The organism is Brevundimonas intermedia, from assembly GCF_004614235.1.
In the GTDB taxonomy this organism is placed as follows: Bacteria; Pseudomonadota; Alphaproteobacteria; order Caulobacterales; family Caulobacteraceae; genus Brevundimonas; species Brevundimonas intermedia_A.
Genome location: NZ_SPVH01000006.1, coordinates 1,078,323 through 1,099,972, shown reverse-complemented (window position 1 = coordinate 1,099,972; position 21,650 = coordinate 1,078,323). Strand labels below are relative to the sequence as shown.

The 21,650-nt window shown below is 66.6% G+C and carries 23 protein-coding genes and 1 tRNA gene; 7 read left to right on the top strand and 17 right to left on the bottom strand.

The genetic code is table 11. The features are described from left to right. The first annotated feature begins 25 nt into the window (after positions 1-25). Positions 26-1,006 (top strand): DUF6607 family protein, encoded by a 981-nt coding sequence (locus EGY25_RS11760; RefSeq protein WP_135195137.1) that lies wholly within the window; start codon positions 26-28, stop codon positions 1,004-1,006. Between the two features lie 60 nt (positions 1,007-1,066). Here the strand turns inward: EGY25_RS11760 and EGY25_RS11755 are convergent, their stop codons facing one another. Together EGY25_RS11755 and EGY25_RS11750 are read right to left on the bottom strand one after the other, a co-directional pair. Beyond that, a complete protein-coding gene (locus EGY25_RS11755) occupies positions 1,067-2,500 on the bottom strand; it encodes a hypothetical protein (protein WP_209308039.1) in 1,434 nt (477 codons plus the stop codon). A gap of 72 nt (positions 2,501-2,572) precedes the next feature. Then, positions 2,573-3,562, bottom strand: coding sequence for a helix-turn-helix transcriptional regulator (locus tag EGY25_RS11750; protein ID WP_209308083.1), 990 nt, complete (start codon positions 3,560-3,562; stop codon positions 2,573-2,575). A 91-nt stretch (positions 3,563-3,653) separates the two neighbouring features. Here EGY25_RS11750 and EGY25_RS11745 point away from each other — a divergent pair, with 91 nt between their 5' ends. Continuing rightward, positions 3,654-3,890 (top strand): hypothetical protein, encoded by a 237-nt coding sequence (locus EGY25_RS11745; RefSeq protein ID WP_135195136.1) that lies wholly within the window; start codon positions 3,654-3,656, stop codon positions 3,888-3,890. Positions 3,891-3,894: 4 nt separating this feature from the next. On the opposite strand, the gene EGY25_RS11740 is transcribed toward EGY25_RS11745, so the two are convergent. From EGY25_RS11740 to EGY25_RS11700, 9 genes are all read right to left on the bottom strand, one after another. Then, positions 3,895-4,983, bottom strand: coding sequence for an acyltransferase family protein (locus EGY25_RS11740; RefSeq protein WP_135195135.1), 1,089 nt, complete (start codon positions 4,981-4,983; stop codon positions 3,895-3,897). A gap of 75 nt (positions 4,984-5,058) precedes the next feature. Beyond that, a complete protein-coding gene (locus tag EGY25_RS11735) occupies positions 5,059-5,487 on the bottom strand; it encodes a hypothetical protein (RefSeq protein ID WP_135195134.1) in 429 nt (142 codons plus the stop codon). After that, on the bottom strand, positions 5,484-6,905 hold the full coding sequence (locus EGY25_RS11730; RefSeq protein WP_135195133.1) for an NAD(P)(+) transhydrogenase (Re/Si-specific) subunit beta: 1,422 nt from the start codon (positions 6,903-6,905) through the stop codon (positions 5,484-5,486). The genes EGY25_RS11735 and EGY25_RS11730 overlap by 4 nt, the downstream gene beginning before the upstream one ends. A 13-nt stretch (positions 6,906-6,918) precedes the next feature. Then, positions 6,919-7,185, bottom strand: coding sequence for a hypothetical protein (locus EGY25_RS11725; protein ID WP_135195132.1), 267 nt, complete (start codon positions 7,183-7,185; stop codon positions 6,919-6,921). Next, complete coding sequence (locus EGY25_RS11720; protein ID WP_135195131.1) at positions 7,182-7,541, bottom strand: NAD(P) transhydrogenase subunit alpha; 360 nt, start codon at positions 7,539-7,541, stop codon at positions 7,182-7,184. The genes EGY25_RS11725 and EGY25_RS11720 overlap by 4 nt, the downstream gene beginning before the upstream one ends. A gap of 2 nt (positions 7,542-7,543) precedes the next feature. Further along, complete coding sequence (locus EGY25_RS11715; protein WP_135195130.1) at positions 7,544-7,969, bottom strand: hypothetical protein; 426 nt, start codon at positions 7,967-7,969, stop codon at positions 7,544-7,546. Continuing rightward, complete coding sequence (locus EGY25_RS11710) at positions 7,966-9,099, bottom strand: Re/Si-specific NAD(P)(+) transhydrogenase subunit alpha (RefSeq protein WP_135195129.1); 1,134 nt, start codon at positions 9,097-9,099, stop codon at positions 7,966-7,968. The genes EGY25_RS11715 and EGY25_RS11710 overlap by 4 nt, the downstream gene beginning before the upstream one ends. A 139-nt stretch (positions 9,100-9,238) precedes the next feature. After that, positions 9,239-9,511: an aa3-type cytochrome c oxidase subunit IV gene (locus EGY25_RS11705; protein ID WP_135195128.1), complete on the bottom strand. Its 273-nt coding sequence runs from the start codon at positions 9,509-9,511 to the stop codon at positions 9,239-9,241. A gap of 78 nt (positions 9,512-9,589) precedes the next feature. Then, a complete protein-coding gene (locus tag EGY25_RS11700) occupies positions 9,590-11,383 on the bottom strand; it encodes a M3 family oligoendopeptidase (RefSeq protein ID WP_135195127.1) in 1,794 nt (597 codons plus the stop codon). A gap of 97 nt (positions 11,384-11,480) precedes the next feature. Between EGY25_RS11700 and EGY25_RS11695 the strand changes: the two genes are divergently transcribed. Both EGY25_RS11695 and EGY25_RS11690 read left to right on the top strand, forming a co-directional pair. Beyond that, positions 11,481-13,253: a DUF4153 domain-containing protein gene (locus EGY25_RS11695; RefSeq protein ID WP_135195126.1), complete on the top strand. Its 1,773-nt coding sequence runs from the start codon at positions 11,481-11,483 to the stop codon at positions 13,251-13,253. A 106-nt stretch (positions 13,254-13,359) separates the two neighbouring features. Then, a complete protein-coding gene (locus EGY25_RS11690; protein WP_135195125.1) occupies positions 13,360-14,811 on the top strand; it encodes a sigma-54-dependent transcriptional regulator in 1,452 nt (483 codons plus the stop codon). Between the two features lie 2 nt (positions 14,812-14,813). Here the strand turns inward: EGY25_RS11690 and EGY25_RS11685 are convergent, their stop codons facing one another. The 5 genes from EGY25_RS11685 to EGY25_RS16575 all read right to left on the bottom strand — a co-directional run bounded on the left by EGY25_RS11685 (position 14,814) and on the right by EGY25_RS16575 (position 16,740). Then, a complete protein-coding gene (locus EGY25_RS11685; protein ID WP_209308038.1) occupies positions 14,814-15,377 on the bottom strand; it encodes a DUF805 domain-containing protein in 564 nt (187 codons plus the stop codon). Between the two features lie 8 nt (positions 15,378-15,385). Beyond that, a complete protein-coding gene (locus EGY25_RS11680) occupies positions 15,386-15,730 on the bottom strand; it encodes a hypothetical protein (RefSeq protein WP_135195630.1) in 345 nt (114 codons plus the stop codon). Positions 15,731-15,862: 132 nt separating this feature from the next. Beyond that, positions 15,863-16,138, bottom strand: a complete 276-nt coding sequence (locus EGY25_RS11675; protein ID WP_135195123.1) for a DUF2312 domain-containing protein — start codon at positions 16,136-16,138, stop codon at positions 15,863-15,865. A 197-nt stretch (positions 16,139-16,335) separates the two neighbouring features. Beyond that, on the bottom strand, positions 16,336-16,461 hold the full coding sequence (gene ykgO, locus EGY25_RS11670; protein ID WP_008263184.1) for a type B 50S ribosomal protein L36: 126 nt from the start codon (positions 16,459-16,461) through the stop codon (positions 16,336-16,338). A 202-nt stretch (positions 16,462-16,663) separates the two neighbouring features. Next, a tRNA-Ala gene (locus tag EGY25_RS16575) sits at positions 16,664-16,740 on the bottom strand. A 192-nt stretch (positions 16,741-16,932) separates the two neighbouring features. On the opposite strand from EGY25_RS16575, the gene EGY25_RS11665 reads away from it, so the two are divergent. Beyond that, the gene (locus tag EGY25_RS11665; protein WP_135195122.1) at positions 16,933-18,216 is read left to right on the top strand and encodes a lytic murein transglycosylase; all 1,284 of its coding nucleotides are present in this window, start codon (positions 16,933-16,935) and stop codon (positions 18,214-18,216) included. Between the two features lie 641 nt (positions 18,217-18,857). Here the strand turns inward: EGY25_RS11665 and cysS are convergent. Next, complete coding sequence (gene cysS / locus EGY25_RS11660; protein WP_135195121.1) at positions 18,858-20,267, bottom strand: cysteine--tRNA ligase; 1,410 nt, start codon at positions 20,265-20,267, stop codon at positions 18,858-18,860. 107 nt (positions 20,268-20,374) lie between these two features. On the opposite strand from cysS, the gene folE reads away from it, so the two are divergent. Beyond that, positions 20,375-20,992, top strand: a complete 618-nt coding sequence (gene folE / locus EGY25_RS11655) for a GTP cyclohydrolase I FolE (protein ID WP_135195120.1) — start codon at positions 20,375-20,377, stop codon at positions 20,990-20,992. A 169-nt stretch (positions 20,993-21,161) separates the two neighbouring features. After that, entirely contained in the window at positions 21,162-21,596 is a 435-nt protein-coding gene (locus EGY25_RS11650) for a biopolymer transporter ExbD (protein WP_135195119.1), read from the top strand. Positions 21,597-21,650: the final 54 nt, after the last annotated feature.

The window sequence follows — 21,650 nt, the reverse complement described above, 5'->3', positions numbered from 1 at the left end:
TTTCCACACCTCAAGGAGCCGCCCGATGCGCGCCATATTGATCGCCGCCGCCCTTCTGACGGCCGCCGCCCCGACCGTACAGGCGTTGGACGCCGCCGCCGCCCAGACCGCGCAGGCTTCTGCGCCCGCCAGCGCCTTCGAACGGGATCGCCAGTCGATCCTGGCCCAGGCCGGACAGTACCGCGTCCATTTCGACATGCGCGAGAACGTCAGCTTCCGCGCCGACTACGACCCGCTGGAGGAGAAGCTGTCGGGCGGCAGCGAGATCGTCCGCATCGTCTATGACAAGGGCGACCGCATCAGCCTTCAGCACATCCTGGTCATGGAGCATGAAGGCCAGGTCATGGTCATCAAACACTGGCGTCACGATTGGGTCTATCAGCCCCAGACGGTCCTGACCTATGCCGGCCCGAACCAGTGGACCCTGACGCCCGTGCCGGCCGACCAGCGCGCCGGCGCCTGGTCCCAGACCGTATGGCAGACCGACGATTCGCCCCGCTACGGCGGCGTCGGCCATTGGACCTATGACAATGGCCTGTCGGCCTGGACCTCGAACGCCACCTGGCGGCCGCTGGCGCGTCGCGATGCGGTGCGCAACCCGGTCTACGACCGCTATCTGGGCACCAACCGCCACATCCTGACGCCGGACGGTTGGGTCCATATCCAGGACAATATGAAAATGTCGGGCAAGGCCGGCGGCGAGCCCGTCGCCATCGTCCAGGAAGACGTCATCAACACCTATGACCGGTCCACCAGCTATTCGCCCCAGGCCGGCGACGACTACTGGACCAAGACGCAAGGCTTCTGGTCCGCCGTGCGCGACGCCTGGGACGCCGCCATCGCCACCCATGACGGCATCCAACTGCAGGAGATCGGCGAGACGGGGTCGGTCACCGGCACGCCGCTGATGGACCTGGCGCAACAGATAGCCGACGGCGAAGCCACCGAAGCCGAGGCCGTCGCCAAGGCTCGCGTCCTGATCACCGAGGCCACGACGCCGCGCTGATTATCCCCCAGCGCTGATCGTGAGACGGCGGCTGGTTCATCCGGTCGCCGTTTTTCGTTTTCAGCTCAGGACGATCCGACCATTGTCGAGGCGGAACGCCACGCCGGTGCGCTGGAACAGGCGCGCGATCACGGCGGACGGATCGGCCGCACCTTGGTCCAGCAACCGCTCCATATCCCCGCGCAGCGACGGATCGCGCGACGTTCGCGTCAAGGCCGTCAGCCATTCCTCACGGCTAAGCACCCCGTCCGGCTGGCGCAGCAGAGGTTTCAGGAAGTCGAGCCAGTCGCCGCCTGTCCTTTGTTTCTGTGCGCCCTCGGCCGCCATGGCGAAGACTGCGCCGCATGCATAATAGGCGCGGTGTTCGCCGCGCGCTCCGGCCTGGGCCACCGGCTTCATGGCCAGGTTCACGCAGTCGTCCACCTCGGACTGAAGCTCGCTGCGGTCGTCATAGGCGGGGTCCAGACGCTTTAGCGCCCGCACCGCCATCAGGTCGGCCCCGCCCTCGGTGATCCAGGCCTCGTCGGCGAACTGATAGCGGACGGTCTGGCCCAACCAGAAATGCGCCGCCTCGTGGCCGATGAACCAGCGCGACCGCTCCATGATGTCGGGCTGGGCCGTCGTGACACCCCGCCCCTCGAACGACATGACGATCAGACCGGGCAGGACGCTGCCGCCCATGCTGGTCATCTGTTCGGTCGGACCGTTCCAGGCCACCATGACGATCGGGGTGTCGCCGCCGGAGCCGGGCGCGCCCAGCCGGTCGCGATAGTATTGGCCGACGCGGGGCGCGAATCCGCGAATCTCCTCTCCGATCCACGGCGGCAGGTTGGGGTCGATCACGGTCGACAGCCCCTCGCCCGGCGTGACCGTCGCCTCGCCCAGCAGGACGTAGCTGCGCTCGTCCATCGTGGTCAGTTGGTCATGCCGACGCCCATTGAACAGCACCGGCCCATTGTCGTCGCGCCAGGTCACGCGCGACGATCCACCGTCCAGGGTCACCCGGTTCAGGTCGTCCGGCACCGCCTCCGCCGCCTGGGCCGACGGCAGGGCGAAGACATCCAGTTGCCGCGTCGGCAGGGCGACCGCGCCGTTGGAGAACAGCAGGGTCGGATACTCCGCCTCCAGGTCCACCGCCTGGGGCCTGACCCGGAACCGCACCTCGCGCGGCACGGGGCCGCCGTCCGTGCTGCGAATGATGTCGTAGTACCCGCGTCGCTCCATCACCACGCCCGGCGTCTGCACCGTCCATTGGCGAGGCCGCCAGGGCTGGCGCGAGTCCGTCTCCAACGCCGAATCCATGAAGGCCCAGACCGGAACGTCGCGACCGAATCGATAGTCGATGTTCAGATGGTCGCCGTCACGGGTCACGGTCACCTGGGGTGCGCTTTCATCCAGAACGGCTTGACGCGAAACCATCGGGCCGGCCGCACAGGCGCCGCCCATGAGAACGACAGCGGCGATGGCGGACGAAGCGAAGGCGTGGACGCGCAAGGGCGATCTCCTGAAGGATGGTCGGCGCGAAGCCTAGCGGTGCTGAACGCGCCGCGTCAGCTTACGGTTTCGTCAGGCTGAAGCCCGTTCCAGGGCGCGCCCCGCCGCCGCCAGTTCCCCGGCCATGACGGCCTTAAGCCGTTCGGGCGCCAGAATCTGCGCCTGCTCGCCCCAGGTGAACAGGTGCCAGGCCAGTTCGCGCATGCCCGAGGCGCGGAACCGCACCACGACCGCGCCGTCCGCCTGATCCTCGAAACTCTGGGTCGGATGCCAGCGCCAGCTCTTCGCCTCGGCCGCGCCCTGTGGCGTGATCCGCAGCACGACATCCTCGATCTCGTCCTGATAGATGCCGAAGGACTGGCTGGCGAAGACGCTCAGGTCGAAATCGGCGGGCGGGACGGCAAGTCCCTCCTGAGGGGCGACGTGGCTCATCCGGTCCAGTCGAAAGGTCTGGATGCGGCCGGTCTCGCGGTCGGCGGCGACCAGATAGTTGGCGCGGCCGAACATCACTCCGCACGGGGCGACGCTGCGCCGACGCGGCTCGGCGCCCGGCCGGGAATAAGTAAAGCCCAACGGTTGCTGCGCCAGCACGGCCCCGCGAATGGCGGTCAGCATGGCCTCGTCCGCCGACGGACGCGGCCCGGCCTGGACGGCGATGGTCTCGGCCCGGACCAAGGCCTCAAGGTCCGGCGCCATCCGGTTCAGGGTGGTGGATCGCATCGCGGCCTTCAGCTTGCGTTCCAGCCCCTCCAGCGCCGTCGCCCGCGCCAGTTCGCCGGCGGCCCGCAATGCTGACGCAGCCTTGGACAATTCCAGCATCTCGGTCGCCGTCGGCGCCTGCTCGAAGGCCGACAGGCCGCCGCGGATACGCCAGCGTTTCGACGGCGGGTCCGACACCTCGTCCACCTGCGGGAACAGCATCATCACCGCGTCGCGCATCCGCTCGGCGGTGCGGCGTCCCACCCGCATGTCGCGGGCCATTTCGTCGATGGACAGGCCTTCGGCGCTGGCGGCCATGCGCCGCGCCAGTTCGATCACCATCGCCGCCTTGTCGTGTCTCACCGTCGCCGCCGATCCATACGTCCGTTTCTGACGCAACAGTGCTTCATAACCCAATCATCGACAAGAGGCCGTCGCTTCAGGAGATCACATCATGGCTCGTTTCCAACCTACCCAGACGATCAACGCCAGCCGCTACATCATCGTGCCGTGCGAGGCCGACGGCTCGTCCGACCTCGCCGTGATCTGGGACCGGCTGGAGGAACAGGTGGTCGACGTCATCTCGGCCGCCGCCAGCAGCCGCTACTCGGACGAGGACATGCTGTGGGACGAAGGCCGTGCGGGCGACATGGCGTCGGGATGGGTGTCGGAATGGCGGATGGCGGCCTAAAGGCTCAGGCCGCTTTCGGCTTGGTCCAGCGGTCGATCATCCGCTGCGCCGGCTGTTCGACCAGTCGGTGAGCGACGACCGCGACCGCCACGATGAAGCCGAACATGGCGACGGCGAACAGGTCGTTCAGCCAGATCGAGCCGAAATCGATCCGCCGCACCGGCACCCAGTCCAGCTTTCTGGCCACGATCATCATCACGGTCAGGATGAACATGTGGACCATGTAGATGGCGAACGACCATCGCCCCAGGGTGACCAACGCCGGATGATCCAGCACGCGTGACAGGGCGCCGTTCTCGCCCGCGAAGACCCAGATCAGGATCACGAAGACCAGGGTGACGGCCACGGTGATCGGTCCCTGGGCATAGCCGATGAAGATGCAGGCCGCGACGATCGCCGCGACCTCCAGCACCGTCGCGGCGCCGCCCTTGAGGCGAGGGATGCGCGTCCACAGGCCCTGCAGCAGACAGCCCAGGAAGAAGCCATAGACCGCGCGCGGCACGGCGAAGTCATAGGTCGTGTTCATCCAGCGCCGGGCGTAGCTGACCACCAGCACGCCCCCGATGATCGCCAGGACCAGACCGATCCAGCGGAAACGCTTGGGCGCGACCAGCACCAGTCCGGCGAAGATCAGATAGCAGGCCCATTCGGCGCTGAGCGTCCAGGCCGGCCCGTTCCAGGTCAGATAGGGATGCACATGCCAGGCCTGGATCAGCGCCAGATTGGTGAAGATCGCCTCGATCGACCGGTCCCGCGTGAAGGGCGGCGCGCCGTCGAACTGGAACACCAGCCGCGCCAGCTCCAGCCCGACGAAGGCCGCCAGCATCAGCAGATGCAGCGGCCAGATCCGTCCGAACCGCCGCACCATGAACCGCCCCGCATCCCGCCCCGACTTCAGCCGCTCGGCATAGGCATGGGCGATGACGAAGCCCGACAGCACGAAGAAATAATCGACGAACAGATAGGAGTGCTGAATGAAACCCCAATCGCGCCAATGGCTTGCCACCGGCATATGGAACATAACCACAAGAATGGCGCACACCCCGCGCAGGGAGTCCAAGGCTTCAAATCGCTGGTGTCCGGAGGTCTTCACGAGCGCGTGATAACGGGTCTGGAAGCGCTGCGATAGTGGGCTGATGCAAGGGTCTAGGCGCCCCTGCGACCGCCCCTATGGCACCTCTGCCTCGGTCTCCACGATTCGCCACTGGCCGTCGCGAAAATGGAAGCGCGCATAGCCTCTCCACGGGATCTTCGACAAAGGATGGGTCGTCGATCCGCCGCCGACGGCTTCGTAGACGCCATCCGGTCGCAGGGACGCGGCAGGCGTCAAGACCGAGAAGCCGAGAGGCGTTTGGCCATAGACGACGTGGCGCAACATCACGCACCGCCGCCCCTCGGCTTCGATCGACCAGAGGGGCGCCGCTGCGTCGTTGGCCTCATAGACGATCAGTTCACTGATACAGGCCTTTCGCCCGCCGTCGAACGTCACCTCGGGGCGGTCCAATCCGCCTGCGAGGGTGAAGGTCATCATCGCCGAACACGCCGACAGGCCCATGAGACCGGACAGGCCGACGAGCAAAGCAAAACGCTGTGTCACAGCCCCTTCACGATCCCCTCGACCATCTTCTTGGCGTCGGCGAACAGCATCATGGTGTTGTCGCGGAAGAACAGCTCGTTCTCCACCCCCGCATAGCCCGAGCCCATGCCGCGCTTGATGAACAGGACGGTGCCGGCCTTTTCAACGTCCAGGATCGGCATGCCGTAGATGGCGCTGGTGGGGTCGGTCTTGGCAGCGGGGTTGGTGACGTCGTTGGCGCCGATGACGAAGGCGACGTCGGCAGTGGCGAACTCGGCGTTGATGTCCTCCAGCTCGAACACCTCGTCATAGGGGACGTTGGCCTCGGCCAGCAGCACGTTCATATGGCCCGGCATGCGGCCGGCGACGGGGTGGATGGCGTATTTCACCTCGACCCCTTCTTCCTTCAGCTTGTCGGCCATTTCGCGCAGGGCATGCTGGGCCTGGGCCACCGCCATGCCGTAGCCGGGCACGATGATGACCTTGGACGCGTTCTTCATGATGAAGGCGGCGTCCTCGGCCGAGCCCTGTTTGACCGGCCGCGTCTCCTTGGCGCCGGCGGGACCAGCTGCGGCGTCCGCGCCGCCGAAACCGCCCAGGATGACGCTGATGAAGCTGCGGTTCATGCCCTTGCACATGATGTAGCTCAGGATCGCACCCGACGACCCGACCAGGGCGCCGGTGATGATCAGGGCGATGTTCTCCAGCGTGAAGCCCAGGGCCGCCGCCGCCCAGCCGGAATAGGAGTTCAGCATCGACACCACGACGGGCATGTCGGCGCCGCCGATGGGGATGATCAGGGTCGCGCCTAGCACCAGGGCGATCAGGAAGACGCCCCAGAAGGCCCAGGTCGCCGCGCCGTTGGTGCCGATCAGAATGCCGATCAGCAGCACCAGTCCCAGCGCCAGGCCCACATTGATCAGGTGCCGCGCCGGCAGGATGATCGGCGCACCCGACATGTTGCCGTTCAGCTTGGCGAAGGCGATGACCGAGCCGGTGAAGGTGATGGCCCCGATGGCGACGCCCAGGCTCAGCTCGATGATCGACAGGGTTTTGATGCCCGTCCCGTCGTCTGACAGGATGCCGAAGGCCTCTGGCGCATAGACGGCGCCGATGGCGACCAGGCAGGCGGCCATGCCGACCAGGCTGTGGAAGGCGGCGACCAGTTGCGGCATGTCGGTCATGGCGACCCGCTTGGCGATCAGGGCGCCGGTCCCGCCGCCGACGATGACCCCACCCGCGATCAGGGCAAGGGTGACGGTGTCCAGCGCGCCCGTCGTGCCCAGTGTCAGCAAGGTCACGCCGATGGCCAGGGCCATGCCGATCATGCCGAAGGTGTTGCCCTGACGGCTGGTCTCGGGGCTGGACAGCCCCCGCAGCGACAGGATGAACAGGACGCCGGAAACCAGATAGGCCACTGCGGCCAGCGATGCGTTCATCACGCCCCTCTCCTCAAGACGTGCGCGCCAGCCGCCACAGGGCGGCGGCGATGAACAACGGGCCGATGAAGAACAGGGCCCATTCGAAGACGCCCAGCGGCCGGTCCTGGGTCACGACCCGGACCAGAATGGCCGAAAACACAAGCGCGATGCCGCAGTCGTGCAGTCGCTGGCGCTTGATCGGGATCTTGGTCCCGAACCAGCCGTACAGCCACAGGCCGAAACCGACGGCGGTGGCGACCCAGGAGCCGGTGATGGCGATCTGCGCGGCGTCCGTCACGAAGACGCCCCGGACGACGCATCAGGCGCGGCCTTGGGCGCCGGCCGCTCCTTCTTCTTGTACATGGCCAGCATCCGCCGGGTGACCATGAAGCCGCCGAAGATGTTGACGCTGGCCAGGGTCACGGCCAGCACGCCCGCCCCCTTGGCGATCCAGGCATTGGGGCCGGTCACGTCGCCCGACACGGCCGCCGCCGCGATCAGGCCGCCGACGATGATGACGCTGGAAATGGCGTTGGTCACGGCCATCAACGGCGTGTGCAAGGCCGGCGTCACGCTCCAGACGACATAATAGCCGACGAAGATCGCCAGCACGAAGATGGCCAGGCGGAAGACGGTGGGATCGACGTGTTCCATGGTCAGCCTTCCACGCGAGGTAGATTGTCAGGCGTCTGCTTGGGCTCTAGCCCGGCAGCCTTCGCCGCATAAACCGCAAGTCCGATAGCGGCTGCGACGGAGAGCGGCGCCCATGCCGATCCAACCCAGATGAGTAACGCCGTCGCCGCCACCGCTAAGCCCAGGCCCGCGACCAGAAAGGGGAGCATCTTGGCCAGATGGGGCTTGGTCATCCGATCAAAATTCTGATTTAGCGCAAAGGCCAGCATCAATCCCGCCCCTATCGCGAGGGCGATTCCCCACGCCAGCCCTTCTTCACCGGCGAACGCCCATGCAGAGACTTCGGGCTGCTTGCTTCTGAAAGTCGTCCACCGCTCCCAGAAACTGTAGGCAGGCATGGCAACGAGCAAGATCGTAACGCCGGCGCCGATCCATCGAGGCAGCTTCATCCCCTCACCCCTTCATGCACAACGGCCCCAGCGTTCGTGACCAACGACGCCTTCAGGATCTCGTCCTCCAGATCGACCGCCAGCACGCCATCCTTGATCATCAGGCCGACGAAGGCCGACAGGTTGCGGGCGTAGAGGGCGCTGGCGTCGGCGGCGATGCGGCCGGGCAGGTTGGCCCAGCCGACGATGGTGACGCCGTTCGCCGTGGTCACGACCTCGTTCAGTTTCGAGCCCTCGACATTGCCGCCCGCCTCGACCGCCAGGTCGATGATGACCGAGCCCGGCTTCATTGAGGCGACATGGGCGGCGGTCAGCAGCACCGGCGCGGCGCGGCCGGGGATCAGGGCGGTGGTGATGACGATGTCCTGCTTGACTACGTGCGTCGCGGTCAGATCGGCCTGTTTGGCCTGGTATTCGGGCGACATGGGCTTGGCGTAGCCGCCGGCGGTCTGGGCGTTCTTGAACTCCTCGTCCTCGACGGCCAGGAATTTGGCGCCCAGGCTCTCGACCTGTTCCTTGGTGGCGGGGCGGACGTCGGTGGCGGTGACGACCGCGCCCAGGCGCCGCGCGGTGGCGATGGCCTGAAGCCCGGCGACGCCGACGCCCATGATGAAGACCTTTGCCGGGGCGACCGTGCCGGCCGCCGTCATCATCATCGGGAAACCCTTGCCGAAGGCGTAGGCCGCTTCGATCACCGCCCGGTATCCGGCCAGGTTCGCCTGGGACGACAGCACGTCCATGACCTGGGCGCGGGTGATGCGGGGCACGAATTCCATGGCGAAGGCGGTGGCGTTCGCGCCGGTAAGGGCCTCGACCGTAGCCTTGTCGCGCCAGGCGTCCAGCATGGCGATGACGATGGCGCCGGACTTCAAGGCGCTGGTCTCCTGGGCCGTGGGGCCGCGCACCTTCAGCACGACGTCCGCGTCTTCCAGCACGGCGCGAGTGTCCGGCTTCATCGTGGCGCCGGCGGCGGCGTAGTCCGCGTCGGGAATGGAGGAGCCCAGGCCGGTCCCGGCCTCGACCGTGACGGTCGCGCCCAGGGCGATCAGCTTCTTGACGGTTTCGGGCGTGACGGCGCAGCGCGTCTCGCCTTCGCGGCGTTCTCTCGTGACGGCGATAGCGACGGCCAAGCGAATCCCCTCGTTCTTTTCGTTGAACGAAGGTTAGGCCGTTCCGGCGCAAGCCGTCAAAGCACGGTTATGCCAAAGCTTGGCGAGGTCGCGTGATTTCAGACCACCGCTGCGGGAAATCGCGCAACCGATGAGGGGATCAGTGCGCGGCGTCCGGCTTGGACTTCAGCGCCACGAAGCCGGCGCCGCCCAGAACGACCGCGCCGATGACGGCGGCGATGAAGCTGCCGCCCGGATGGAACCACAGGGTCAGGAACAGCAGCAGGACGGCGATCGCCAGGCTGCCCCACTTGGCCAGGTTCAGGAACAGGCGGTAGGTCGAAACCTGCTCGCGCACTTCCATATGGCCGTGCAGATAGGCTTGCGCATCAGCATCGGCAGGTGCGTTGGCGGTGTCGTGCAGGTCGGCCATGCGTTGTATCCCCTCGTCGTTATGGCGGACTTACACCGAGGCGCCCGCCCCGCTCAAGCCCGCAGTCAGCCTATCGTTTCAGGCCAGCGCTTCGAACTGATCCACCAGACGCTCCAGCCTCTGGCATCCCACGCTCCAGAAGGCCGGGTCGCGCGGGTCCAGGCCGAACGGCTTCAGCGCCTCGACATAGGTTCGCGATCCGCCGCCGGCCAACAGCTCTCGATACAAGGGCGTGAACCCTGTCGGATCCTTGCGCCGCGCCTCCATCAGGGCCGCGACCAGCAGATCGCCGAAGGCGTAGGCGTAGACGTAGAACGGCGAATGAACGAAGTGGCTGACGTAGGCCCACCAGTGTTCATAGCCGGGATTCAGCTTGACCGACGGCCCCAGCGCGGCGGCCATTTCCTCCAGCCAGAGCTGGTTGATGCGCTGCTGCGACACCTCGCCCTGCAGACGTTCGTCATGGAAACGGGTCTCGAACCGGTGGAAGGCGATCTGGCGCACGACGGTGTTCAGCCCGTCCTCGATCCGGCCGGCCAGAAGGCCGCGCTGCTCGGACTTGGGCGCCGTCGCCAGCAGACGGTCGAAGGTCAGACCTTCGGCGAAGATCGAAGCGGTCTCGGCCAGGGTCAGGGGGGTGTCGGCCAGAAGCGTGCCCTGATCGGCCGCCAGCGTCTGGTGGACGCCGTGACCCAGCTCGTGCGCCAGCGTCAGGACATCGCGCCGCTCGCCCATCCAGTTCAGGAAAACATAGGGGTGGCGGTCGGCGGTGACGGGGTGGGCGTAGGCGCCAGACTGTTTGCCCGCCCGCGCCCGACCGTCGATCCATGGCTTGTCGAAGAAGCCGCCCGCACGGTCGGCGAAGTCGCCGCCCAGGTCCGAGAAGCTGTCCAGCACGATCTCTCGCCCTTGCGTCCAGGTGAAGGCGCGCGGCGCAGTGGTCTCGATGGGGGCGTTGCGGTCCCAGTGATCCAGCCGCGCCTTGCCCATCGCCTTGGCCTTCAGCGCATAATAGCGGTGCGACAGGCGCGGATAGGCGGCGGCGACGGCCTCGGCCATGGCGTCCACGGCCTCGCCGTCCACCTCATTGCCCAGGTGACGGCTGTCGGCTGGACGTTTGAAACCGCGCCAGCGATCCTCCATCGCCTTGTCAGCGGCGACCGTGTTCAGCACCAAGGCCAGGGTCGGGGCGCGGGCGGCCAGGGCCTCCGACAAGCCCTCGGCGGCGGCCTTGCGACGCGCAGGCTTGGCGTCGGAAAGGCGGTTCAAGGCTTCGGCCAGGGTCAGGCTCTCGCTGCCCGCTTTCGCACGCAGGGCGGCCAGCTGCTCATCGAACAGGCGCGGCCATTGAGCGGTGATCGGCCCGCGCTCGGCGATGAAGGTCTCCAGCTCGGACGACAGCTCGTGCGGCTTCATCGCCCGCACCCGCCGCAGCCACGGCCGCCAGCGCGCCGCACCGGCATGGGCGGTCAGGGCGGCCTCAAGCGCCGCGTCGTCGATCTGATTGATCTCCAGCGTCAGCCAGACGGTGGGGGTGGCGATGGCGGTGATCTTCTCGCGCACATCCGCCTCGAACCCCTGGGCCGTCGCATCGTCGCGCGCCGTCGAGGCCGACAGGAAGGCGTAGGCGCCCAGCGCGCCCAGCACGTCCGACGCCTGTTCATACAGATGAATCGCCCGGTCCAGCACGGCGCCCAGGCCGGCGGCGTCCTGTTCGGCGGCCAGCTTTCCCTTCAGGCCGTTCAGCGAATCCACCAGCCCCCGCGCCTTTTCCAGGTCGGCGGCGACCTTGGCGTCGTCGCGCGACGCATAGAGATCGGTCAGGTCCCACAGCGGGGCGTCGGTGCTGGGCGTCTTGAAAGGAGCGTTCATGCCCCCTGTTCTGGGGATGTCAGACGACAGTCGCAACCTTCCGTCACGCTTTCTCGACGGCGCCGGCCGTGCGATCCTGCATTTTGGAGACACGTGAATGACCGAGACGACGCATCAAGACACCGGCCGCACAGGCCTGGGCGGGGCGTCCGGCCTGTTCGCGATTCGGTTGGCGACCGGCCTGGTTCAGGGCTTGGCGCTGTATCTGCTGTATCTGGCGGCGGACAGTCATGCCTGGCCCGCGACCCAGCCGGCCCTGTTCGGCGCCCTGGCCCTGGCGACGGGTTATGGTCCCGTGGTCGTGCTGGCGGCGGCGGGGCGGATCAAGCCGTTGGCCCTGGCGCTGTGGACAGGCGCCGCCGCGGTGGTTCTGGCCTTGCTGGGCGCGCACGACGTGGCGCGTCAGGTGCTGGCGCCGCACGACGAGCCGCCCTTCCTCAGCCTCCCGGTCCTGGCGTTCGGCGCGGCGGCCCTGTTCATCGCCCATCACCTGATCGTTCCGGCGATCCGTGAACGGCGCTGGATCGTCGACTATTCCGAGTATTTCGACGTGGCCTGGAAGGCGGGCGTACAACTGGCCCTGTCGCTGGGGTTCACCGGCGCCTTCTGGGTGCTGCTGCATCTGGGCGCGGCCCTGTTCAAGATGATCGGTCTCAGCTTCCTGCAGGACATCCTGGGCGAAGCCTGGTTTTCCATCCCCGTCACGGTCCTGATCTTCGCCACGGCGGTCCAGTTGACCGATGTGCGCGACGGCTTGATCCGGGGCGTGCGGACCGTGGCCCTGATGCTGCTGTCCTGGCTGCTGTTGGTGATCACCGTGCTGGTCGGCGGTTTCCTGGCGGCCCTGCCGTTCACCGGCCTGGACGGCCTGTGGGAGACGCGCAGCGCCACGGCCCTGGTGCTGTCGGCCGCCGCCGCCCTGATCGTGCTGATCAACACGGCCTATCAGGACGGGCGGCCCGACAATGTGCCGCCGGTGGTGCTGAAATACGGCGTGCGTGTCGCCTCGGTGCTGATCGCGCCCCTGGTCATCCTGGCCCTGTGGGGACTGGGCCTGCGGATCGGCCAGCACGGCCTGACGCCGGACCGGATCATCGCCGCCGCCTGCGCCTTGGTCGGGGCGGTCTATGGCGCGGGCTATCTGCTGGCGGCGGCGAAGCCGGGCGGCTGGATGAAGCCGCTGGAGCGGACCAATGTCGTCGCCGCCGTCCTGTCGGTGCTGGTCATCCTGGCCCTGTTCAGCCCCCTGGCCGATCCCGCCCGGATGTCCGTGAAGGACCAGATCGCGCGACTGGAGCGCGGCGCGGTCTCGGCGCGGGACTTCGACTATGATTTCCTGAGATTCGAGAGCGGCAAGGTCGGGGCAGCCGCGCTGGAGACTTTGACGCGATCCAGCGACGCCGAGACCGCGCGCCTGGCCCGCGCGGCCAAGGCCAGAACCTACCGGTCCGGCGACACGCCCAAGGCGCGTCGGGATCGCGCGGCGGCCGTTCGTCTGCAAGCCGTTGCAGGTCAGACCATTCCCGCCAGCTTCCAAACGCAGATCGAAAGCCAGGCCGATGTCCTGTTCGGCTGCTCCGTGGCCAGTCCCTGCACGGTGCGGACGCTGGATCTGAACGGCGACGGCCGAGAAGACTTGCTGGTGGCGATGGCGCGAACGGTCCTGGCGTTCGAGCAGAGGGGTGACGACGGGCAGTGGCGCAAGGTCGGGCAGTATCAGGCCGCATGCAGCCGCAATGCCGAGGCTCTGGACGGAGGCCTTTCGACAGGCGTGACCACGGCGCCAGCCGCCCTGCCGGACCTGATCGTCGGTGGTCAGAAACTGCAGGCGACGCCCGAGATTCGGTGCGACGATCCCGACGGTCGTTAACGCGGCGGACACCATGCCCCATCACTCGATTTTCACCTCGACTTCCTAGAAATCGTCCCGAAACGATCCATCCGCGACAGGGGTGGCGACAGCACAAGGGGCTTTCATGGCCAAGACCATTCTGGTCGTTGACGACGATCCGACCCAGCGCCGGCTGATCCAGGCCGTGCTGGAGCGGGACGGCAACGCCGTGGTCCATGCCGCCAGCGGCGGCGAGGCCATCGACCGGATGGTGCGCGGCGGCGGGGCCGACCTGATCCTGCTGGACATGATCATGCCAGAGATGTCGGGGCTGGAATGCCTGGCCGAACTGCGCAGCGCCGGGATCAACGAGCCGGTCATCGTGCTGACGGCCAACGGCGGCATCGACATGGTGGTCAAGGCCATGCAGGCCGGGGCCCAGGACTTCTTCGTCAAGCCGGTCGGGCCCGAGCGGCTGCTGGTCGGCGTGCGCAACGCCATGCAGATGAAGCGGCTGACGGCCGAGGTCGGACGCCTGACCAAGCGCGTCCAGGGCCGCACCAGTTTCGACGACATCGTAGGCGACAGCGCGCCGATGCGGATGGTCAAGGCGCTGGGCGCCCGGGCCGCCAAATCCTCCATCCCCGTCCTGATCACCGGCGAGAGCGGCGTCGGCAAGGAAGTGATCGCCCGCGCCCTGCACGGCGCCAGCGACCGGGCCGGCAAGCCCTTCATCGCCGTCAACTGCGGCGCCCTGCCCGCCAATCTGATCGAATCCATCCTGTTCGGGCACGAGAAGGGCGCCTTCACCGGCGCCGTGGACAAGACGCTGGGCAAGTTCCGAGAGGCGGACGGCGGCACCCTGTTCCTAGACGAGATCGGCGAACTGCCGCTGGACATGCAGGTCAAGCTGCTGCGCGCCCTGCAGGAAGGCGAGATCGATCCTGTCGGCGGCAAGCGGCCGGTCAAGATCGACGTGCGCATCGTCTCGGCGACCAATCGCGACCCGGCCCAGCAGGTCAAGGACGGCGCTTTCCGCGAGGACCTGTTCTATCGCCTGAACGTGTTTCCGATCGAGGCCCCGTCCCTGCGCGATCGGCGCGAGGACATCGCGCCGCTGGTCGATCATTTCATCGCCCGCTTCAACGCCGAGGAAGGCAAGCGGATCGCCGGCTGCGCGCCCGAGACCCTGGCCCTGCTGCAAGGGTTCGATTGGCCCGGCAATGTGCGCCAGCTGGAGAACGCGGTGTTCCGCGCCATCGTCCTGGCCGACGCGCCCTTCCTGCAGCCGCACGATTTCCCCGCCGTCTCGGGCGTCGCCGCCCCGATGCCGGACGCCCAGCCCCTGTATGCCGCTACGGCCGCCAGCGCCCAGGCCGATCACGCCAGCCAGGCGGACCAGCCTATCCGCATCCTAGACGACCGCGGGCACCTGCGGACCCTGGAAGACATCGAACGCGACCTGATCCAGCACGCCATCGAGGTCTATGCCGGCCATATGAGCGAGATCGCCCGCCGCCTGGGGATCGGCCGCTCGACCTTGTACCGCAAGGTCCGCGAGCAGGGCCTGGAAGGTCAGTTGAAGGAAGCGGGCTGAGGCTAGGTCGCGGGCGGACCGTAGCGGTTCGCCGTCGTCTTGCTATCGAGCGACAGCAGAATGATGAGGCCGATCAGGCTGGCGATATAGAGGAAGTTGTTCAGGAAGAGCAGCATGAACAGGCTCATGTCAGGCCCTTCCTCGGCCATCAGCCGCGCCATCACGGTCGGAAAGGCCGTCAGGCAAATCGTCAGAAAGATCACCGGAGGAAGACCCCAATAGCCGGCACGGCCGGTATCGTGCAGACGGCGGGTCACGGCGGCGGCGAGCAGGATCACGATTGCGGCCACGCCGATCCTCAGAACGAGGAAGAACGGCCCCATATCCGGCATGAAGGCCTCATCGTGGATCTCGACGGAGTAGTGGCCGGGTCCGCTGACGACGGTCGCAGCCTCGGGGTGCGTCGCAGCGACTGCGGACGCCTGTTCGAAGATCGCGGTCATGGCCGGGATCATGCCCAGCCACAATCCGACGAAGGACAGTCCGACCACAGTGAGTGCGTAGGGCCAGAACTGCGACCGCCTGTCCCGCCCGTTGAAATCCGCCAGGCGCCGAAAGCCAGCCAAGATCGAATTCATTGCTCATCCCCCACGATATCGGTGCCATCCTGAGGTTGATTCGAGCCTGACGTCTTGCCGCGTCGCCACCGTCGTTTCGGCTCCTCGCCGTTGGCTTTGGCGGTGATTTCCTTGAGCTTGCGGCCTTGCATGGCCGACAGCGCCTGGCCCGGCGCGCCTTTTTCGGGGTCGGCGAAGGCGCGGCCGTGGGTCTTCACCCGCTCGCTGACCGAGTCGATGAACTCGCCCTCCCATTCGGACAGTGAAACGCCCGCCTTCTCTGCCGAGCGGCGGGCGCGTTTCAAAGCGTTGAGAGCAGCGCGTTTGGCGGCTTCGCGCTGTTGCTCAAATGGACTCGGGATAGGCTTCTTGTTGGCGCTACCGCCCTTCGGGCTGCTTGAGCGCAGACTTGAAGCGCCATCGCCCTTGATGCTGCCTGAGCGCGACAGGCCGCCTCCTGGCTTGAAGGGGGTGCGCTTCAAGCCGGGTCAGCCTCAGATCTCGCCGAGGGCCGACAGGTAGAGGTCCAGGATGGCGTCCTCTTCCTGGCGCTTGGCCTTGTCCTGCTTCCTGATGCGGATGACCTTGCGCAGGATCTTGACGTCGTAGCCCTCGCCCTTGGCCTCGGCGAAGACCTCCTTCATGTCGGTCATGACGGCCTGCTTGTCCTCTTCGAGGCGCTCCAGGCGTTCGATGATGGTGCGCAGGCGGCCCTGGGCCGTCGCGTTGAGAATGTCGGGACCACCGTCGAAGGACGCGTCGTCAGCCATGAGGGATACTCCAGAAATCAGGCGCGGACGCTAACCATGCCGACAGGTGCGACTCAACCGCGAACACGAAAAAGGCCGCGGACAAACATCCGCAGCCTGTGGATCGTAGGCTTTTCTAAGCGCGCTATCGCCCTTCGGGCTGCTTGAGCGCGACCCAGCGTGCGCACGCCGCCGAAGCGACGTGCTGCAAACGCTGCTTAGCCCTGCTTCGCCTTGAAGCGCGGGTCGGTCTTGTTGATGACGAAGACGACGCCCTTGCGACGCACGACCTTGCAGTCGCGGTGGCGGGTCTTCAGGGACTTGAGCGAGCTACGGACCTTCATCGTCGGACGTCCTGAGAGAAACCAATAAGAAAGCCGCTGACCCGGTCGGATCGCGGCGGAGGCGGTCGTATAGAGAGAGGGGTTCGGAAGGTCAACCCGCCAAAGGCCAAAACCGCATAGAACCCAGGCCCAGCCTGCCTGGCGACGCATTTCCTCGCACGTGCTCAAGTCGCCCGAAGGGCGATAGCACGTTCAAAAACCATGGAGGCCTGACCCCCGAGTCGAACGGAGGGTTTACGGGGTTGCACGCCCGCCGCGTCGCCACTCCGCCATCAGGCCGTCAGAGCTTGTGCGTCATTACGCCACACACGCTTAAGTCGTCCAATATAAAAGTGGTTAATACAGTGCATTGCACCCCAGCCGGGAGAAGCAAGGCAACGCTTTCGCCTCATTGGCGCTTTATGGCCCTGAAATGGACGTTCTCGCGGATGTCATTTCACGTCTGACCTCGGGGGCTTTAGTTTGAATCTCATGCGCTTTTCCTATCGCCTTCTCCTCATCGGCTGTGTTTCGGCCTGCGCCCCCATGTTGCCCGAGCCGCAGGTCGGCCTGCCGACGCCGCAGCCCCAGCCGCAACCAGGCGCCCCCGTCACGGCCCCTGCCCCCGCGCCGCAGACGCCGCCGCTGGCCGCCTATGATCAGCAAGGGTTCGAGGGCTGGAAACAGGGGTTCCTGGCTCGCAAGGGCGGCGCCCGCCGCGCCGACTACGCCCGCGAACTGGACGGGCTGACGCCCGATCCGACGGTGATCCGTCTGGACCGCAACCAGCCGGAATTCTCCAAGCCCGCCGGCGCCTATATCCAGAACGCGGTGACGCCGGTGCGAATCGCCCAGGCCAAGCAGCGAATCGACCGGGTGCCGTGGTCGGTGGTCCAGCGGTTCGGCGTGCCCAGCGAAATCCTGGTCGGCGTCTGGGCGCAGGAGAGCGCCTTCGGTCAGGTCCAGGGCGACTATGACGTCATCCGCTCGCTGGCGACCCTGGCCTATGACGGCCGCCGGCGCGACTGGGCCGAGGGCCAGTTGAAGGATGCGCTGGACATCGTCGTAGACGGCCGACGCGAGCGCGCGGGCCTGAAGGGCAGCTGGGCCGGGGCCATGGGCCAGACACAGTTCATGCCCGACAACTATCTGCGCCTGGGCGTGGACCAGGACGGCGACGGCAAGGTCGACATCTGGGCCGACGACGCCGACGCCCTGGCGTCCGCCGCCAACCTGCTGGCCCAGGCCGGCTGGAAGCGCGGCCAGGGCTGGGGCTATGAGGTCACCCTGCCCTCCGGCTTCGACTATGCCGAGGCGGAAGGACCCAAGCACAACTGGACCACTTGGGCGGCCAAGGGCGTGCGTCTGGCGCAGGGCGGCACGCCGAACGGGGCCGAGGCGCTGGAAGAGGCGACCATCCTGTTGCCGCAGGGCGCGAACGGCCCGGCATTCCTGGCCCTGCCGAACCACTATGTGATCCGCCGCTACAACAACTCGGTCAGCTACGCCCTGGCCATCGGCCTGACGGCGGACGGGATCATGGGCAAGCCGGCGCTGAGCAAGGCTTGGCCCAACGATCCGTCGATGTCGCGCGAACAGCGGATCGGGGCGCAGCGGGCGCTGACGCAGCTGGGTTACGATACGCAAGGCGTCGACGGGGTGATCGGGTCCAACACCCGCGCGGCCCTGCGCCGCTGGCAGGTGGCGACGGGTCGGATCGCCGACGGCTATCTGACGCCGACGCTGGCGGACGAGCTGATCCGTCGGGCGAACTGAGGACGTAAATCCGGGCATGGTTCGGCGCTCCTGCCTTTACGGGCGGAGATGTTGGAGGGCTGGGCGGAGCGCCGGGCCTTCGCCCGGAGTGTGATTAGAGATTACCGTTTCGACGAAGGGTTGACGCTCCGCGCGGAAGGTTGGCCTGCAAGCTCGGGGCGTCGAGCGGTGGCGGTCTTATCGCCTAACCCCATAAGCCTGCGACGGGTCGGCGGGGTCTGCGAAACCCCGTCCCGAGTGCGATCGAGTATCCCCCTCGACCCTCCGACACCGCTCCATGAGTCGATGTCAGCGCGGGCCGTTTCAGACCCGCTCCCGTTCCATCCGCTCCCGCCGCCGCAAGGTCGCAGGCCAAGCGAGCCCTCCGATGCGACGGGACGGGATTAAACTACGCGCGTTTCGGAGGGGGGATGGAAGATCGGGGACATAAATCGGCAAGCGATTGAAATCGCTGCGAATGAACCAGCGTCATTGTGATGGCTGGCGAGTTTTTCTCCCTCCCCTTCATGGGGAGGGGCGGCGAAGCGAAGCGCAGCCGGGGTGGGGCAGTATGAAGCGTCTCCGCTGCCCTTACGGCCCCACCCGGATCGCTGCGCGATCGTCCCTCCCCATGAAGGGGAGGGAGAGGCGCCTGTGGGACTTCAGCCCTTCATCCGCCAGGTCGCGCCTTCGGGGCCGTCCATGACGACGACGTTCAGTTCGTTGAGGCGGTCGCGGATGCGGTCGGCCTCGGACCAGTCCTTGGCGGCGCGGGCCGAGGCGCGTTGGTCCAGCAGGGCTTCGACCTCGATGCGCAGGGCGTCGGAGACATCGCCCTCCAGCCAGGCGGCAGGATCGGCCTGAAGCACGCCCAGGATGGAGGCGCAGGCGACCAGGCGGCCGCGCGCCTGGACCACGGCGGCCGCGTCGCCGGCCGTCATGCCACGCTCGATCTCGCTGGACAGGGCGAACAGGCTGGCCATGGCGCCGGGGGTATTCAGATCGTCCTCGATCGACTTCAGGAAGTCGGCGGGCGGATCAAGGTCCAGGGCTTCGACGCCGCTGGAGCGATGCAGGGCGCCGTACAGGCGATCCAGCGACTTCTTCGACTGATCCAGCAGGCCCTGATTCCAGTCCAGCGGCTGGCGATAGTGGGCGCTCAGCAGCGCCCAGCGGACGACCTCGCCGGGCATGGCCTGGACCAGGTCGTGCAGCAGCAGGACGTTGCCGATGGACTTGGACATCTTCTCGGCGTCCACGGTCAGGAAGCCGTTGTGCATCCAGTAGCGGGCGTATGCGTCGTGCGCCTGATCGTCATGGGCATGGCCGTGGGCGCAGACGCCCTGGGCGATCTCGTTCTCGTGGTGGGGGAAGACCAGGTCGATGCCGCCGCCGTGGATGTCGATGGGCAGGCCCAGGGTCTGTTCGATCATGGCCGAGCATTCGATATGCCAGCCGGGCCGCCCCTCGCCCCAGGGCGACGGCCAGGACGGTTCGTCGGTCTTGGACGGTTTCCACAGGACGAAGTCGTGGGGGTTCTTCTTGTAGGGGGCGACCTCGACGCGAGCGCCGGCGATCATGTCGTCCAGGTTCCGGCCCGACAGGGCGCCGTAGGCCTTGTAGGACGAGACGTCGAACAGGACATGACCCTCAGCCGCATAGGCGCAGCCGGCGTCGACGATGGCCTGGATCTGATCGACGATGGCCGGGATGTAGTCGGTGACGTGGGGGGCGAGATCGGGCGGCGACACGTTCAGCAGGCCCATGTCGGAAAGATAGGCGGCCTCGTAGCGGGCCGTGACCTCGCCGATCGGCACGCCTTCGCGGGCGGCCTTCTGGTTGATCTTGTCGTCCACGTCGGTGACGTTGCGGGCGTAGATCACATGATCCGCGCCGTAGGTCCGGCGCAGCAGCCGCACCAGGACGTCGAACACCACCGGCGGACGCGCATTGCCGATGTGGGCGTAGTCATAGACCGTCGGGCCGCAGACATAGAGGGTCACCCGGTTCGGATCGCGCGGTTCGAACAGGCGCTTTTCACGGCGCAGGGTGTCGTGGATGTGCAGCGGCATAGGAGAGGTGGACTTCGTTTTCTTGCAGGACGGAGGGTCCGTCCCATATAGCGGCCTGACATATAGTCTATCGTTTATAGAGGCGCCTGCCTCAACGGATCGAGTTCATGAGCGTCATCCCCGCCAAGCCCGTCCTCGTCAGCAGCGATGAGACCGTCGTGCGCCCCAGCCGCGAACAGGCGCTGGAGGCCGTGCGGACCCTGATCGCCTGGGCCGGCGACAATCCGAACCGTCCGGGCTTGATCGACACGCCGAAACGGGTGGTGGACGCTTACGGCGAATGGTTCGACGGCTATGACGCCGATGCGGGCAAGGAGCTGTCGCGCACATTCGAGGATGTGACCGGCTATGACGACATGGTCATCCTGCGCGACATCGAGGTGGAGAGCCATTGCGAGCACCACATGGCCCCCTTCCTGGGCAAAGCCTATGTCGCCTATCTGCCCGGCGAGAAGGTGGTCGGCATCTCCAAGCTGGCGCGGGTGGTCGAGATCTATGCCCGGCGCCTGCAGAACCAGGAAACCCTGACCAACGACATCATCGACGCCATCGAATCGCACCTGCAGCCGCGCGGCGTGGCGGTGCTGGTGGACGCCGAGCATCAGTGCATGACCACGCGCGGGGTGCATCATCGGCACGTTTCGACCATCACGACCCGCTTCACCGGCGCCTTCAAGGACGATCCTGCCCTGGCGGACCGTTTTCTGAAGCTGGCCAAGACCTGAGGCCTGAACTCGGGGACGACTGTCGCGTATAATTGACGTTCGGGAACGGCAGATCGTTTAGAACCGCTTTACAAGCCCGCATCGGGACGCCAAGAACCGATCAAGCCTTCGGGCGATCCATAGGGAAATGTCGGCGCGGATTGCAGCCGGCGAGTAACGGAGACGATGCATGGCTGCCAAGCTGGGTGGTTCCGGTGGGGACAAGCACACGATCGAACAGACGGCGGATATCAACATCACGCCGTTCATCGACATTCTGCTGGTGCTCATGATCATCTTCATGGTCGCCGCGCCTATGGCGACCGTGTCGATCCGTCTGGACCTGCCGCCGGCGCAGCCGCCCACCAATCCGACCGAGGAAAAGGAACCGGTGTACATCACCATCCAGGACTCGGGTCAGCTGTTCATCGCCGAGAACCAGACCTCCATCGACAACCTTGCCGCTGACGTCTGCACCGCCCTGGGCGGCGGTTCCTGCCAGGAAGAGCGCGTCTTCGTCCGCGCTCAGCCGGAAGTGAAATATTCGCAGTTCATGGAAGTCATGAACAAGATGCAGGAGAACGGCTTCTTCAAGGTCGGCCTGCTGAACGAAGACATCGAATAGGACGTTCGTCCGCTTCAGAATTTGGGCCGCGTTCCGAAAGGGACGCGGCCTTTT